The organism is Enterobacter sp. Ap-867, assembly GCF_011752855.1.
GTDB lineage: Bacteria > Pseudomonadota > Gammaproteobacteria > Enterobacterales > Enterobacteriaceae > Cedecea.
The window spans coordinates 79,794-95,733 of the sequence record NZ_VWWS01000004.1 but is presented as its reverse complement, the minus strand read 5'-3'; the positions used below and the strand labels follow the sequence as shown (position 1 = coordinate 95,733).

The window sequence follows — 15,940 nt, the reverse complement described above, 5'->3', positions numbered from 1 at the left end:
CCCAATCGACACACAATCTTCACTCGCTCCCCTTAAGCTCGTGACAATTAAGAACAGGAGCAAATCATGCACGTTTTTACCGGTGAAATTCCCTTCGGTCATGCCGTCCACACCTTCTCTGTAGCAGACAATGCCCCGGCGATTAGCCTGACCGGCACGACGCTGCGTACCGGACACCTCTACTGCTACCTTTACGACAGCCGCCGGCAGCTAAGAGCCTCGGTGATGCTGCAAAAACCGGAAAAGGTGCTGACAGTCTGCGCGGACTGGGCTTCCATCGGTGCTCTCCCCGGCGAACTCCCCGCCGGAGAATGGCAATTGCATATCTATAACGTCATCGGTGAAAGCCGTTCGCCGCAGCCCATGAGCTATCGGCTGGATGTGACTTTCGACGCCCTGGCCGCCTCCGTTGATTTTGAAAAACAAGACGTTTTACGCCCGGATCACCAGGTCATTTTTGACTACCAGCGCACGCTCAGCGATCGTCCCGGCTGGTATCGCGGCGACCTGCACGGCCATACCACGCTGTCCGACGGCAACAACACGCTGCCTGAAGCGCTGGATATCATGGCTTCGCAGGGGCTGGATTTCTTCTTCCTGACCGAGCACAACTTGTCCCACGCCTGTCTCCCGCGCCACGACAGCGTTTTGTTGCTGCCGAGCATTGAAGTCACCGCCGACAAGGGCCACCTGAACGTGCATGGCCCCGCCGCCACGCTGAATATGTTCCATGCGGATTACAGCAGCCGCGGTCTGCTCACTCAGGGCATTGCGCTCAAGCGGCCAGAAAGCGTACTGAGCGTAAACCACGCCATGCTGCACCCGTGGAGCTGGCTCTATAACGACATGCCGATGGCGGATATCGACGTACTGGAAGTGCTCAACGACCCAACCTGGAAAAACGCCACCACCGCGAACGAGCAGGTGGTCGAGATCTTCACCACGCTGTGGAACGCGGGGCACCGGATTTATGCCGTCGGCGGCAGCGACTGCCATATGCAGCCCCACGAGCGCTATCCGCAGGCGACAGAGCCGTCTATTTACGGCGACCCGGCAACCTGGGTTTATGCCGAGGCGCTCAGCGGAGAGGCCATTCTTGCCGCCATCAAAAGCGGGCATTGTTACTTTGAGCGCCGCTGCGGCCTGACGTTCAGCCTGAATGACGGCGCGCTGCTGCCGGGCGACGCTGCTGACGGCAAACAGATCGTATTGACTGTAGCGGTAAAAGATAGCGAACGGCGCTACACGCTCCAGGTCGTGTCGGAAGCGGGTATTCTGGCTGAATATCCCCTGGAAAACACGCCACAAGACATTCACGCAGATATGAAAAAACATGCGTGGATTCGCTGGGATATTCGCCGTGAGGACGGCTCGCTGGAGGGCATGATCAACCCGGTTTACTGTGCTAAGCATCCGCTGTTTCTCTCGCCTGTCGGCGCAACCTGGGGCGAGGTGACCGGCCACCTTGAATTTCCCCGCAGCACCGATTCGGAGTGATTTTTAAGCACTTTCGTCTGGTTATCTTTTTGTTTTGTAAAATTTTGAAATTATTAAATGTGAATATTTAGTCGTTCTGCTTTGCATAAAACCGCTAAAATCGACGAAAATGCTCCCTCATCATAGTCATAGAAATTAAGACCCGGTGACGCCGCGCTTCCCGGGTCTTTTTGTTGTTGAGAGAGACAATATGAGTTTATCTTCCGGCCACGCCTCGCATCAGGCCATTCCTCCCGGCTCAGGCGCGTTGTTCTTTATTCAGATGTTCGCCACCTTGGGCTTTGCGGTGCTTTACTCCACGCTGGTGCTGTACGTCACCAAGCGACTGGGCTTTAGCGAAGGCCAGGCCGATGCCATGATGGGGATCTTCGGGGCATTCAACTACGGGCTGCACCTGTTTGGCGGCTGCCTCGGGGGCCGCTATCTGAGTAACCGGAACCTGTTTGTGCTGGGGATGCTGCTGCAGGTCGCGGGCTGTTATCTGATTGCCGACGCGGGCCTGACGGGCCTGTGGTGGGGGCTGGCGATGTTCCTGAGCGGCAGCGGGCTGAACGTCACCTGCCTGAACATGATGCTGACCCAGCGTTTTGCGCCGGACGACGATCGCCGTGAAGCCGCCTTCCTGTGGAACTACGCCGGGATGAACCTGGGCTTCTTTATCGGCTTTACCGTGGCGGGCTACTACCAGTTGACCGAAAGCTACCGGGCGCTGTTCCTGTTTGCCACCCTCGGAAACGTCGCCGCCGTAGTCATCACCCTGCTCCGCTGGCCGGTGCTGGCAGATATCAGCACGCCGCTGCAGCACATCAAGGGGAAAGGGTTTTATCTGCGCATGGCTTTTGGGCTGCTGATCCTGATTCTTCTGGTCCCTGTCCTGCGCCTGCTGCTCGGCCATACCGAATTCAGCAGCACGTTTGTTATCGTGCTGGGGGCGCTGGTCTTCCTGGCACTGTGCGTCATGACCGCCCGCCACCCTCGCAAGCACGAGCGTCGCCGCATGGCAGCTTACCTGCTGCTGGCCGCCGGTTCGCTGGTGTTTTGGTCGCTGTACCAGCTGGCACCCATGGGGCTGACGCTGTTCGCCGAGCATAACGTTACCCTGAACGCTTTTGGCTGGGAAGTCTCTCCGCAGTGGCTGCAAAACATCAACACTGTCGTCATCGTGATCGGCGGCCCGCTGATGGCCTGGCTGTTCAAACGCCTGCGCGATCGCGGCGTGCGCATCGACATTCCCGCCCAGTTTGCCTCTTCGTTGTTCTGTATGGGCGTTGGCATGCTGGTGCTGCCGCTGGGTATCACCATGGCAGGTGCGGACGGCATGGTGGCGCTGAAATGGATTGTGCTGAGCTACATTCTGCAAAGCATCGGCGAACTGCTGATTTCCCCGGTGGGCTACTCGATGATCGGCAAACTGGCCCCGGCCAACCTGCAGGGCCTGATGATGGGCTGCTGGATGATGGTCACGGGCGTGGCCTCCGTGCTGGCGGGCTATGTTTCCGGCCGCATGCCGCAAAACAGCGGCAGCACGCCGATACTGACCGACCCGGGCTACAGCAAAGTCTTTAGCCAGCTGGGCTGGGGCTCCGTCGCTACCGGCGTTATTTTACTGCTGCTGATCCCGCTGCTGCGCCGCCTGATCGAAGAAAAACGTACCCCGCACGCTTAACACATAAGGCGCGGGTGTGACTCGCGCCAGATTTTATTGCTCACCATTTTCTGATTCACCCGTTCTTGTTCCTGCCTGAACCCGTGTGGATGACTGTTTTATGTTCATCTAAGCGGAACTTACCGCGCAATTTTGCGACTCACCTCAAGCCATAAACAAACGCTATTACCTGCCCTACAGGGCCTGAAGTAGCTTGTCACCGCGTGTTTGACAAGTTCCTAACCTTCTATTTTTAATGATTTTTTATTTTGTCACGACGCGGTATACGTTCAGGATCCTCAGTCTGCAAGGATAAGCCGATACGACGGCCATGGTTAATGCATTTTGTCATTAGCGGGCCATTTCCAATGTTTGTTGTACTCTTTCAGGTTACTGCTGTATGAGCCAAACCCTTGCCTTCCCCTCTGCTGCCGACAGCACGTCGCCAGAGCAGCAAAACACACCGGTCCCCGCCACGCCACGTAATAATCTGCTGGCCCTGTTGGGCATGCAGTCTTTGCTGGTGCATGCCATTACGGCCGCAGCCCGGCTGAAGCTGGCAGATATTCTCGGAGATCAAACCCTCGGTCTGGAGGCGCTGGCTCGGCAAAGCGGTTGCCAACCTCAGGCGCTGAAACGTTTGCTGCGCGCCCTTGCGGGCTGCGGCATTTTTTTTGAAACCGGAGAGGGGTATCGCAACACGCCGCTGAGTGCCATGCTGAACAGCGAGCGACCGGATTCTTTGCACGGATGGGCCTGCTTTATGGGGTCAGAGCAGGTTAACCGCTGTTTTGAACAGCTGGATGTCGCCCTGACGGAGGACGGCCCCGTATTTGATAAAATCTATGGTCAGCCCTTTTTTGACTATCTGGGCCAGGACGCCGGAGCCAGAGACATTTTTGCCCGCGCCATGACCTCTTATTCGGCCTCGGGCATTGACGATGCCCTGGCGGCCTTTGATTTCTGCCACGCTGGCCGATTGTTCGATATCGGCAGCGGATTAGGTAAATTTCTGTCCGGCATTCTCGATGCAAATCCGCAGCTGACTGGCACGCTGTTTGATTTGCCTGAGGTGATTGCTCAGATTGAAAACCAAACCAGCGAGCGTAATCCTCGCCTGGCCTGGCAGGCCGGAAACTTCTTCAATGAGATCCCTGCCGGGGCGGACACCTACATTCTGCGGCATGTCCTGCATGACTGGTCAGACGAACAGGCACTGCAGATCCTGCGCAACTGCCGTCAGGCTATGCATGAGGGCGCACAGCTGTTGATCTTCGAACATTTGCTTACCGGCGATAACCAGCCCGATTACGCCAAGTTTCTGGATCTGGTCATGTTAACGTTCCTGCACGGTAGAGAGCGCAGCGAGGCTGAGTACCGGCATTTGCTTGAAAAGGCAGATTTACGCATTGAGCGGCTAGTGAAAACGCCAGGCTTCCATACTCTGCTAATCGTCAAGCCTCGGTAACCTCAGCCAATCGTGTGGGCGCCGAAAGGCCCCGACAGGGAGATATAATAATGCCGACAGAGAAAATGATTCTGGTGGACAGCCACGACAGGCCAACGGGTGAAGGCGAGAAGATACAAACGCACCTTGAGGGACAGCTGCATCGTGCTTTTTCGATCTTTATCTTTAACCCAACGGGGGAGCTGTTGCTCCAGCGGCGGGCGAAAAGTAAATACCATTCTGGCGGGCTATGGGCTAACACTTGCTGTGGCCACCCCCGCCCGGGCGAAACGAACGTCAATGCCGCACGGCGTAGGCTAAAAGAGGAAATGGGGTTTGACTGCCCCCTGCTTTCCGTTGGGAACATTACCTATCGAGTCGAGGTTTCCCCGACGATGGTGGAGCATGAATTTGATCATCTGTTCATCGGGCTGTTCAGCGGGCAGCCTCATGCTAATCCGGTAGAAGTCGACGCCTGGCAATGGCTGACGCTCGAAAACCTTCAGCGTCAGATGGCTCAGCGACCAGAAACGTTTGCCGCCTGGTTTATGACCATCATGGAGAAGTCCCGTTCATTACGCCCTGAAAACTGGCATAACCAGCTCCAGACTGCTGACTCAGACTTACTTTTGGGAAAATAATGATGAGCGCACTTCCTCTCCCCGAATTCTATTGCCCTTTCACCACCCATATGAATCCCAGCCACGATAACAGCTGGGCGGAATCCCGCCGCTGGTTAGTCGAGATGGGTTTAGTCCAGGGGGAACAGGCCATCGAGCGACTTGATCGCTCAGGGTTTTCACAACTTACCGCCAGAGCTTATCCATACGCCGCACAAGACGATCTGAAGGTAGCGATTAACTGGCTGGTATGGCTATTTTTATTCGACGATCAGTTAGATGAGTGCTGCCTGGGCCATCAGAAAGATCAGGCCGATCTGATCCTCGACCGTCTGTTGCGACTTGCCCTGCCGAACGCGGAAGGCAAACTCTCGCCGCAAAGCCCGGTTGAGCGCGCTTTTGTTTCACTCTGGCAGGAATATACCCGGCGCCTGAGTAAAGAACAGCAGCGGCGCTTTAGCCAAAATATTCGTAACTATCTCAGCTCGCTTCGCTGGGAAGTCACGGCCAGAAATAAAAGTGCCTTACCGGGCTTGCTGACTTTTGTTGAGATACGCCGTGATACCGGTGCCGTGAGGGTCGTGCTGGATATCATTGAGTTCTGCCTCAATGATGAAATTCCGGCCATCATTGCCGACAGCCTCGAGCTACAGTTGCTAAAAAACTGCACCATCGACGTGATTTGCATGAGTAATGACCTCTTCTCTTTCGAGAAAGAGCGATCACGCGGGGATGTGAATAACCTGGTATTGGTCCTGGAGCAAAACGCAGGCTGCTCCCGCGCAGAGGCGGTGACCCGCATTTATGGTCTCGTTCTCGACCGACAGAACCTGTTCATGGAAACACGCCATCGGCTTGAAACTCTGCTGGAAGAGACGCCGCTGACGCAGACGCAGCGGGAAAGCATTCGTCGGTACGTTGAGGGGATGGCGCACTGGATGCGGGCCAACCTCGATTTTTCACTCTCGACGCCGCGGTATGCCGAGATTGAAGACAGCCGGGCGGGAAAACCGCTCAGCTGGCTGGAGAATATAAGCGCCATGCAGCACGAGCTGTTCCAGGCGCCATTACGGAAAGATTGAGGGGGTGGCTCAGGTGCAAAAGTGCCTGAGCCCGACCGGGAATAACCAAACGCTTTCCCCACGTAAGGCCGTTGACAGTCCCGCCTGCCGAAACTAGACTCAGTTTTTTTATTGAATCCCTCCCGAGGTTTGCAACGAAATGAACAACTAATGCGCTCTGCCTGACTTATGCCAGTGTGAATACGCATTGCTGTTTATTATTGCAGTTTCGGCTGCGGCTTATGCCGCACATCTCGCCGCTATTCCCTGGCTCTGCTTTTCACTCCCCAGAGGAAAATAAGATGCCTGATACATTTACCCACTCTTCCGACTTACTCGAGCACAACCGCGCCGCATGGGATGCCCTTGCCCGCCAGCAGTGCGAATGGTCCCGGCCTGTCGGTGCCGACATCATTGCACAAGCCCGCCGCGGCGAGTGGCAGATTCATTTAACGCCAGGCAAGCTCCCTGCCAGCTGGCTACCGAACGTGCAGGGAAAACGCATTCTCTGCCTGGCGTCTGCCGGGGGGCAGCAGGCACCGGTGCTCGCCGCCGCCGGGGCGGAAGTCACCGTATATGATTTATCGCAGGAGCAGCTCAATAAAGACCGCTTTGTTGCGCAACGGGACAATCTGAAGCTGACATTTGTCCAGGGCGATATGCGCGATCTGTCCCGTTTCGCGGATAAAAGCTTTGACTACATTATCCACCCGATATCTAACCAGTACGTGCCGGATATTCGCCCCATCTGGCACGGCTGTTACCGGATTTTAGCAAGCGGCGGAAAGCTGTTATCCAGCTTTTTTAATCCGGTTGTTTTCATCGGCGGTCGTGCAGCCAACTATGCCGAACAAGGCGTTATCCGTCCAAGATTCAGCCTGCCCTATTCTGACGTCAATGATCTCACGGCCGACGAGCTGGCCGCGAAACAGGCTCGGGGAGAAGCGTTCGTCTTCGGCCATTCACTGGAAGAGCAGATCGGCGGACAGCTTGAAGCGGGTTTCGCACTGGCCGGTTTTTATGAAGATAAGCAGCCCAACCCGCGTTTCTTGATTGACCAGTTTATGCCGACGTTTATAGCTACCTGCGCGATTAAATATGGGTTGGCAGCCGTCAGTGAAACAGGCGAATAAAAAGATCTTTTTTATTTAAATATGCTTACAAACAACTTTTTATAAAACCCAAAAACAGCCAGCCCCTAAAGCTGGCTGTGCTAACATTTGCCGGCACAAGCCTTCTTTCCCCTGATGGAAACCAGCCAATGAACGAGATACTTTTTCGTAAAGCACAGCTTGCCGATGTTCCCGCCATTATCACGCTGTTAGCCGACGACATTCTGGGCCGCCTGAGAGAAGATCCCAGCCTTCCCTTAGATCAGCGCTACATTGAGGCTTTTCATGCCATCGATGCCGACCCAAACCAGCTACTTGCCGTAGCCGTATCCGGAGATGAGGTCATCGGGACGTTACAGCTGACCTTTATTCAGGGCTTAGCGCGCAAAGGCGCGTGGCGCGGCCAGATTGAAGCGGTACGCATTGCACGTTCACAGAGAGGGACGGGGTTTGGCAAACAGATGGTGGATTGGGCCGTCCAGCAGTGCAAAGAAAGAGGCTGTCACCTCGTACAGCTCACTACGGACAAAACACGGACGGATGCGCACCGCTTTTATGACAACCTTGGTTTTGAGGCCAGCCATCTTGGCTACAAGCTAACGCTGCAGTAATTTTTCTCGGCAAAAGCGCGACAGGGACGTTTGCGCAACAAAATGCTGACAGCCGTAGCAATTGCCCCCCATTTCTTTTTATAATACGCCGCACTTTAATCAAAAAAAGAGTGCGACCATGATTGATACCACCCTGCCGTTAACCGATTTGCACCGCCACCTTGATGGCAATATTCGTGCGCAAACGATCCTCGATCTCGGCCGCCAGTTTAATTTATCTTTGCCTGCCAACACCCTCGAAACCCTGCGTCCACACGTTCAGGTCGTTGAGACTGCACCGGACCTGGTCAGTTTCCTGCAGAAGCTGGACTGGGGCGTGAAAGTGCTGGGCGATCTCGAGGCCTGCCGCCGCGTCGCCTGGGAAAATATTGAAGATGCCGCTCGCAACGGCCTGCACTACGTGGAGCTGCGCTTCTCCCCTGGCTATATGGCGATGAGTCACAACCTGCCGGTCGCCGGCGTGGTTGAAGCCGTAATTGAAGGTGTACGCCAGGGCTGCCGCGATTTTGGCGTTAAAGCCCGCCTGATCGGCATTATGAGCCGAACCTTTGGTGAAGCCGCCTGTGAAGCGGAACTGAACGCCCTGCTCGCCCACCGCGACAGCATTACCGCGCTGGACTTAGCCGGAGACGAACTTGGCTTCCCGGGCAGCCTGTTCCTGAATCACTTTAATCGTGCGCGGGATGCTGGCTGGCGGATCACCGTGCATGCCGGCGAAGCTGCCGGGCCGGAGAGCATCTGGCAGGCTATCCGCGAGCTGGGCGCGGAGCGTATCGGTCACGGCGTAAAAGCAGTTGAAGATCCGGCGCTGATGGATTTCCTGGCGGAACATAAAATCGGGATTGAGTCCTGCCTGACGTCGAATATTCAGACCAGCACCGTTGCGGCCCTGGACAAACACCCGCTGATCGCCTTCCTCGATCGCGGCGTTTTGGCCACGATCAATACCGATGACCCGGCGGTTCAGGGCATCGATATTATTCATGAGTATAACGTCGCGGCACCTCAGGCCGGCCTCAGCGCGGCGCACATTCGCACCGCGCAGGAGAATGGACTGAAGATTGCGTTCCTGAGCGAAGCCGAAAAACAGGCGCTTATCGCTAAGGTTAAGGCGGCGTAAAAATACCGGCGGCTGGCGTCAGGACGCGGATTCCAGCTGCCGTTTTTGTTCGGCCGTTTTGCGGGCATAGCGCTGAGCCAGAACGGCGCAAACCATCAGCTGGATTTGGTGGAAAATCATCAGCGGCAGCACCATCATCCCCACCGCACTTGCCGGGAACAGCACATTTGCCATCGGCACGCCGTTGGCCAGACTTTTCTTCGACCCGCAAAACACGATAGTAATCTCGTCAGCCGTATTAAAGCCCAGCAGGCGCGCCGCCAGCGTATTCACCACCAGCACAATCGCCAGCAGCACCAGCGAGCAGGCCAGCACCATCAGCAGCGAGAAACCGTTGACCTGATGCCAAATGCCTTCGACTACCGCTTCGCTAAACGCCACATAGACGACCAGCAAAATGGACGATCGGTCGGTCAGGCCAATCAGCTTTTTATGACGATCCACCCATTTGCCAATCTGCGGCCGGGAAAGATGCCCGATAACAAACGGCACCATCAGCTGCATAATGATTTTGCCAATGGCATGCAGCGTGTCGGTTGCCCCTTCCTGAGTCTGCATCAGCGCCCCGACCAGAACGGGCGAGAGGAAGATCCCCAGGATGCTGGATGCAGAAGCGCTACACACCGCCGCCGCCACGTTACCCCCGGCAACCGAAGTAAAGGCGATGGCTGACTGCACCGTGGCGGGCAGCGCACAAAGATAGAGGAAGCCCATATACAGCGGCTGACTCAGAATAGCCGGAGAGAGAAAGCCCATCGCCAGCCCCAGCAGCGGGAACAGCGCAAAGGTACTGAGAAACACCACTAAATGAAGTTTCCAGTGCCCCATGCCCGCCACAATGGCATCGCGGGAGAGTTTTGCCCCATGCATAAAGAAGAGAAGCGCGATGGCAAACGTCGTCAGGTATTCAAACCCGGTTTTCACTATCCCCTCGCACGGGAACAGCGATGCCACGATCACCACGCCAATCATTATCAGTAAAAAATTATCAATTTTTAGTTTTTGTAGCCAACCCATCCTGTTCCTCTACCTGCCAGACATCATTTTGGCTGTTACTTTGCAACAAATCGGCCGCGCTGGCGAGTTAACAATTCTGCAAACTTCCAAAAAATGCACAGTGGGTTCATGTCGCTTTATCTTAAAGCGAAACGTTATCGATTAAGCGAAACTGAAACTAAAATATGAATACAGCACGGCTTAATTTTATAGCTATTTAAAGAAGACATTTCACCGTAAATCAAGGTAATTGTCATAAAAAATTTTTTACCTTTTGGTAAAAACATAACTTAATGATAATTAAAAATTTAATATCAAAACCATTCAGTTTCAAAATGCAGAAATACGACAAAAATCTCATTTGGAAATTTAAATTCATATTATATGAGCCGTGATGTGGCAGTGATTCAAATACGCCATACACTTATTAATACGCCGTCCGGCGTGCTAATAGTGGAGTATTGCTATGCGCTCAAATAACTTTGGCCGCCTCAGCGCTATTGCGATGGCGGTACTTCTTGCCTTCTCCCTGTCGGCCTGTAGCGGCGGCGGCGGGAGTTCGCACAATACGGCGAAAACAGCCGGGTCTGCCGGCACCACGGGCACAGACACCGCAAGCAATGGCGGTAGCGGCTCGGGGAGTAGCGGTTCCGGTGGAGGAACCGGCTCGGATGGCAGTACTGGAACAGGTGCAGGTACTGGAACAGGCACTGGTACAGGTACTGGAACAGGTACTGGAACAGGTACTGGAACAGGTACTGGAACAGGTACTGGAACAGGTACTGGAACAGGTACTGGAACAGGTACTGGAACAGGTACTGGAACAGGTACTGGAACAGGTACTGGAACAGGTGGCGGTTCGGGCGGAGGTGGAACCGGTGGCGGTACTGGAGGCGGAACAACCGTCGCTAATAGTGCAGGTAATAACATTATCGGCGATGCCGGCGGCGTCGTAAGCGGCGTTGGCAGTACTGTCAGCGGCGTAGGTTCTCAGTTACCGGTGAATAATCCTGTCACCTCCACGGTTGCCGTGGCCGTGGACGGCACCGGCAGCGCCATTTCAACCGTCGGCAACGGCGTAGTGAATGGCCTTGGCAATGCTAACAACCCTAACGGGGTGGGCACCACCGTGACTGGTGCAACCAATGCCGTATCTGGCCTTGGGACAACCGTTTCAGCAGTCGGGACTAATCTCGCAAGCTCCACAGCCAATACGCCAGTCGGCGGGGTCACAGGTGCCGCAGGTGGACTGGTCAATACTGCGGGGCAAGTCGTGACCGGTACAGGGAATGCCCTGACTCAAACGGTACAAAGCCCTGGCGTGTCCAACCTGACAACTGGCGCTACGGGGCTGGTTAACACCACCCTTTCAGATACGCAGAAAGCCACTCAGGCCGTGGGCGGGGCTACCGGGCTGGGTACGCCAGTCAGTAACCTGCTGACCACCACAGGGGGAGCCGTCAGCGGTCTGGGGACCAATATAAGCGGCAGCAACCCTTCTCTCAGCGGCGTGGGGCAGGTAGTCCAGAATACCGGGCAGTTGGTGACTGACAGCGGAGCGCTGGTGAAACCAGTGCAAACCGGCAGCAGCTCAGGCTCCGTTTCAGCGGGGGCTTCCGGCTCGCTCGGCGTGGGGGGCAATGGCCTGGTGACCGGCCTTGGCACCACAGTGAGCGGCCTGACCTCTTCGCTAACCACCAATGTCAACGCCAGTGCGACAGGCAGTAGCACAAGTTCAGGCCAGCAAGTCGGGCTTACCGGCGCGGTCAGCGGTCTTTTGAAAACCAAATAGTGCTCACAATGGCACATGTGCTCCCGTGGTAACGGCGGGAGCACTTTTTTCACAGCATCTTCTTCGCTGCGCAGTTAAGGGAGATCACTATGGACACTCGTCTGGGTATCGTGTTGCTTTATGGCGCTACGCTGAGTATCAGCTATGCCGATATGTCCCCCACGCTTATCGACCCTAATAACCCCGCAAAAGCTGCTCGTTCTCTTGCCATACCTGCTGCCCCGCAAAAACAGCCAGAAGTAAAAACCCCGCTGCCGGTTCCGAAGTTAACCCCGCAGACGCCGATTACGGTGAAACATCTGCAGTTTATTGGCGGCACGCGCTATAAACTCGACTCGCTGGTTCAGCCGTTTATGCCGCTGGTCGGCAAAACAGTCCCGCTGGCCCAGTTGATAACGTTGACCAATAACATTACCCAGCGCTATCAGCAGGATGGCCTGCCCCTGTCCTACGCTTACCTGCCGAGCGACAATTTCCATGATGGCACGGTGCGTATTGTGCTGGTTGAAGGCTATATTGCGCACAGCAACATCAAAAGCGATAACGCTAATACGGGCGAACGCTTAAGCCGTTTGTCGGCGCTAATGATGAATGAAAAACCCCTCAGTCAGGCCACATTTGACCGCTACAGCCTGCTGATGCAGCGCACGCCGGCGACAAAAGTGGAGGCCAATGCCGCGCTACCTAACAACATTTATGGCGCGGCGGATATGAAAGTCGACGCCACGCAGCCGCATATCTGGGATATTTCCTCCACGATAGACACGCGCAAAGGCTCAAACCTGGCGCTGATTAACGGCACGCTCAGCAACCTCACCAGCCACGGCGATCAGCTGGGGCTTGCCACGCTGGTGCCGCTGGATAGCAGCACGAAAAAAACCTACTTTGGGGCCAACTATCAGCAATACCTCACCGATAACGGCCTGCTGATGCAGTTGAAAGGCAGCTTCTATCGCGAAAACCCCAGTGACTACACGCCGCTGCTTTATTTGCCGCAGAACATTTCTATCGATGCAAAGGAAAAAACCACCCAGTACACCGGGGGAATAGCCTTCAGCTACCCGCTGCTGCTTGAGCGCAAGAAGCAGTTTTCGGTCAGCGGCGGGCTGGATTATGTCGATAAGCGCGACGATTATGCGCTGCGCGCCAGCGGCTTCGGCAATACCATTGATTTGCCCGGCGTCAGCCAGCGCGCTCGCTACCCGGCGGCAGAGTTTTCGGCCTGGGGCTACCGCGAGTACGACACCGCCAACTGGAGCGCACGCCTGACCCTGCGCAAGGGTATTGATGCCTTTGGGGCCAGCGTCACGCCGGGATTAAACACTAATCTCAACTTTACGCGCTGGAAGGGCAACGTCGATGCCGCCTGGCTGGTCGCGCCTAAATGGCGATTGAGTACGTCGCTGGAGGGGGACTGGTCAAACAACAATTTGCCCGAAGCTGAGCGCGTAAGCTTCGGGGCGCAGCGTTTTGGCCGGGGATATCCTGACGGCGAGGCCAGCGGAGATTACGGCTACGGCGGGCAGGTTGAAATGCGCTATCTCCATAGTCTCGATCAGGGCGTGTGGATTAACACGGTGCAGCCCTATGTCGTGGCCGATACCGCCCAGACCTGGTTCAATCAGCCGGGCTTCCGTCATCAGCGCCTGGCCTCGATTGCAACCGGGGTAACGGTGGGCGACAGCCGCCACTATACTGTCTCCGTTGAGGCGGCGAGACCACTGGCTGATTTACCCAGCGACAGCAGCCGCCGCGATGTCCGCTTCAGCCTGACCTTCACCTACAACTTTAACAATCTGCATTAACGGTTAACCCTCACCGGGCGCGGTGAGGGGCATTCTCAGACAAGGTTCAGCGTCGCGCGCTTTTTCGCGGACTCGATGCCCAGCTCAATCAGTTCCATGACCTGAATCGCCTGGGCTGCCGGGACAGGGTTCTCACCTTTACCGGCCAGAGCATCACGCACTCCCGCGTAATAAGCCGGATAGTTACCTGGCACGGTCAGTAGCGTCTGCTCGTCCATTATCTCGCCCTGTGCCAGGGTCAGCACGCCGTCGCGCATGTCGTAACCCCAGTCTTCCTGTGGCAGTCGTTCGCCCGCTTTCAGGCGATCTTCCTGCGGATCAAGGCCGTATTTAATGTAGCTCCCACGCGGGCCGTGCACGATGTAACGCGCCGTTTCCGCCGCCGCCAGCAGCGTGCCATGCAGCACGACACGACGCTGCGGATAAGCCAGCACAGCGTGGAAGTAGTCGGTCGCCTGCGCCCCGGCGCGAAGCTGCGCGAGGTCCACGGTCAGGCTGACTGGCAGCCCAAACAGAGTGATGGCCTGATCAAGCAGATGCGGCCCAAGATCGTACCAAATACCGCTGCCGACGCCCGCCTGTTCACGCCAGCGGTTACGTACCTGCGGGCGGTAGCGGTCAAAGTGGGATTCAAAATAGGCCACTTCGCCGAGCGTCCCTTCCGCCAGCAAATTTTTCACCGTCAGGAAGTCGCTATCCCAACGGCGGTTGTGGAACACGGACAGCAGCAGGCCGACCTTTTTAGCCAGCGCATCCAGCTCCCGCGCCTGGGATAGCGTGACGGTGAAAGGCTTATCAACGACGACATGTTTTCCGGCTTCCAGCGCAGCTTTAGCCAGCGGGAAGTGGGTGTCATTCGGGGTAGGAATGACAATCAGATCGATGGCGGGATCTTTAAACAGGTGCTGAGGATCGGACACGACCGTCATCCCCGGCCAGTCAGCGTGCACTTTTTCAGCATCGCTACTGGAAACTGCGGCGAGGATCATTCCTGGCGTACCGGAAATCAGCGGTGCATGAAAAGTCTTGCTGGCATAACCGTAACCGATAAGCCCGACGCGGATGGTATCACTCATGTGTTTTCCTCTCTTTAATGAACTCCGGCATTTCACCTTATCCCCCGGTGGGCGACAACAGCAAGTTTCTGGATTGCGCATTGCCCAGGCATAAGACCGCCATTATTGCTAATCATCCAGACAGTTATTATGGCTTTAAATAACTGTCTTCATTTAGCCCGAACGGCCAGGGTATATTAAAATTAAGGAGATTTTTATGTAGTCCAGGACGCGATATTCCTGGATCTTGCAAAGAAAACTCCTAATTGTTCCGTTGAGTAATAATAGCGCTAAGTCGCGACCGAGTTTGCGATTATCATCGCCTCTCAATCCGCCGACCGTGATTAATTGATACCCGCCATGGAAAATGCAACACCTCTCAGTGCCCTGGACTACCTGATGAAATTCCGCAAAATAAGCTCGCAGGAAAATCTGGAAAAGCTTTTTGATCACTTGAATTACACCCTGACCGACAGCCAGGAAATCATGAATATGTACCGCGCGGCCGATCACCGCAGGGCAGAACTGGCCTCCGGCGGACGTCTTTTTGACCTTGGATGCGTGCCGAAAACGGTCTGGCGTTACGTTGTATAGCCGCTGCCGGTAGCATTAGCGGCAAAATCCCTTATAATCCCCCCGCTTTATTCACCTTATTTAAAATCGGGAGGACACATGACGACGCCCCAATCCCCGCGCATTGCCGGCTGGCTCCTTGCCCCTTTGGCCTGGCTGCTGATGTCGTTGCTCAGCAGCTCGGTGGCGCTGTTAAGTTTCCTGATGATGATTCTGTCCCCGGCAGCCCGCGAGGCGCTGGGCAGCGCAGACGCAAAAACAACGCTGTTGTTCAGCCTGTCCGTCGCCTGTGCGATGGCAATGTGGGCCTATACCCTCTGGCTGACTATCGCGTTCTTTAAACGCCGCCAGAATGTGGTCCGTCATTATATTTTGTGGCTGCTGCTCACCGTGCTGCTGGCGATTAAATCCTTCGCATTTTCGCCGGTCAGCGACAAGGTCGCGGTTCAACTGCTGCTGCCTTCTCTGCTTGCAGCGGCATTACTGGTGCCTTATTTGAAGCGTTCGAAGCGAGTGAAGCAGACCTTCATTAACCCGTAATAACCCTATAGATAGCCCGTTGTCGCCGCCCGCCGATTCGTCGATAATAGGCGGCTTTTTTTGTTT

At 55.6% G+C, this 15,940-nt stretch carries 15 protein-coding genes; 13 read left to right on the top strand and 2 right to left on the bottom strand.

What is annotated here, in order from left to right; genetic code table 11:
• Positions 1 to 66 precede the first annotated feature (66 nt).
• From F3J26_RS12565 to add, 8 genes are all read left to right on the top strand, one after another.
• Positions 67 to 1,497, top strand: a complete 1,431-nt coding sequence (locus tag F3J26_RS12565; protein ID WP_166994175.1) for a CehA/McbA family metallohydrolase — start codon at positions 67 to 69, stop codon at positions 1,495 to 1,497.
• A gap of 190 nt (positions 1,498 to 1,687) precedes the next feature.
• Positions 1,688 to 3,163 carry a peptide MFS transporter gene (locus F3J26_RS12560; protein WP_166994173.1) on the top strand — a complete coding sequence of 492 codons (1,476 nt, stop codon included), beginning with the start codon at positions 1,688 to 1,690 and terminating at the stop codon, positions 3,161 to 3,163.
• 379 nt (positions 3,164 to 3,542) lie between these two features.
• Positions 3,543 to 4,610, top strand: a complete 1,068-nt coding sequence (locus F3J26_RS12555) for a methyltransferase (protein ID WP_166994171.1) — start codon at positions 3,543 to 3,545, stop codon at positions 4,608 to 4,610.
• A 50-nt stretch (positions 4,611 to 4,660) separates the two neighbouring features.
• Positions 4,661 to 5,230: an isopentenyl-diphosphate Delta-isomerase gene (idi, locus tag F3J26_RS12550; RefSeq protein ID WP_166994169.1), complete on the top strand. Its 570-nt coding sequence runs from the start codon at positions 4,661 to 4,663 to the stop codon at positions 5,228 to 5,230.
• Positions 5,230 to 6,291, top strand: a complete 1,062-nt coding sequence (locus F3J26_RS12545) for a terpene synthase family protein (protein WP_166994167.1) — start codon at positions 5,230 to 5,232, stop codon at positions 6,289 to 6,291. The genes idi and F3J26_RS12545 overlap by 1 nt, the downstream gene beginning before the upstream one ends.
• Positions 6,292 to 6,572: 281 nt before the next feature.
• Positions 6,573 to 7,403: a class I SAM-dependent methyltransferase gene (locus F3J26_RS12540; RefSeq protein WP_166994165.1), complete on the top strand. Its 831-nt coding sequence runs from the start codon at positions 6,573 to 6,575 to the stop codon at positions 7,401 to 7,403.
• Between the two features lie 128 nt (positions 7,404 to 7,531).
• Positions 7,532 to 7,993, top strand: a complete 462-nt coding sequence (locus F3J26_RS12535; protein ID WP_166994163.1) for a GNAT family N-acetyltransferase — start codon at positions 7,532 to 7,534, stop codon at positions 7,991 to 7,993.
• A gap of 118 nt (positions 7,994 to 8,111) precedes the next feature.
• Positions 8,112 to 9,113 carry an adenosine deaminase gene (gene add / locus F3J26_RS12530; protein ID WP_166994161.1) on the top strand — a complete coding sequence of 334 codons (1,002 nt, stop codon included), beginning with the start codon at positions 8,112 to 8,114 and terminating at the stop codon, positions 9,111 to 9,113.
• A gap of 18 nt (positions 9,114 to 9,131) precedes the next feature.
• Here add and F3J26_RS12525 read toward each other — a convergent pair whose 3' ends face one another.
• Complete coding sequence (locus F3J26_RS12525) at positions 9,132 to 10,130, bottom strand: bile acid:sodium symporter family protein (RefSeq protein WP_166994159.1); 999 nt, start codon at positions 10,128 to 10,130, stop codon at positions 9,132 to 9,134.
• Positions 10,131 to 10,780: 650 nt separating this feature from the next.
• Here F3J26_RS12525 and F3J26_RS12520 point away from each other — a divergent pair.
• The 3 genes from F3J26_RS12520 (at position 10,781) to F3J26_RS12510 (ending at position 13,706) form a co-directional block, all read left to right on the top strand.
• Positions 10,781 to 11,065, top strand: coding sequence for a hypothetical protein (locus tag F3J26_RS12520; RefSeq protein ID WP_166994157.1), 285 nt, complete (start codon positions 10,781 to 10,783; stop codon positions 11,063 to 11,065).
• A gap of 44 nt (positions 11,066 to 11,109) precedes the next feature.
• Positions 11,110 to 11,901, top strand: coding sequence for a collagen-like triple helix repeat-containing protein (locus F3J26_RS12515; RefSeq protein WP_166994155.1), 792 nt, complete (start codon positions 11,110 to 11,112; stop codon positions 11,899 to 11,901).
• Positions 11,902 to 11,990: 89 nt separating this feature from the next.
• The gene (locus F3J26_RS12510; protein WP_166994153.1) at positions 11,991 to 13,706 is read left to right on the top strand and encodes a ShlB/FhaC/HecB family hemolysin secretion/activation protein; all 1,716 of its coding nucleotides are present in this window, start codon (positions 11,991 to 11,993) and stop codon (positions 13,704 to 13,706) included.
• A 35-nt stretch (positions 13,707 to 13,741) separates the two neighbouring features.
• Here the strand turns inward: F3J26_RS12510 and F3J26_RS12505 are convergent, their stop codons facing one another.
• On the bottom strand, positions 13,742 to 14,782 hold the full coding sequence (locus F3J26_RS12505; protein ID WP_166994151.1) for an oxidoreductase: 1,041 nt from the start codon (positions 14,780 to 14,782) through the stop codon (positions 13,742 to 13,744).
• A gap of 339 nt (positions 14,783 to 15,121) precedes the next feature.
• On the opposite strand from F3J26_RS12505, the gene ydgT reads away from it, so the two are divergent.
• Positions 15,122 to 15,355: a transcription modulator YdgT gene (gene ydgT, locus F3J26_RS12500; protein ID WP_008456420.1), complete on the top strand. Its 234-nt coding sequence runs from the start codon at positions 15,122 to 15,124 to the stop codon at positions 15,353 to 15,355.
• Positions 15,356 to 15,433: 78 nt separating this feature from the next.
• The gene (locus F3J26_RS12495) at positions 15,434 to 15,874 is read left to right on the top strand and encodes a DUF2569 family protein (protein ID WP_166994149.1); all 441 of its coding nucleotides are present in this window, start codon (positions 15,434 to 15,436) and stop codon (positions 15,872 to 15,874) included.
• The last annotated feature ends 66 nt before the right edge of the window (positions 15,875 to 15,940 follow it).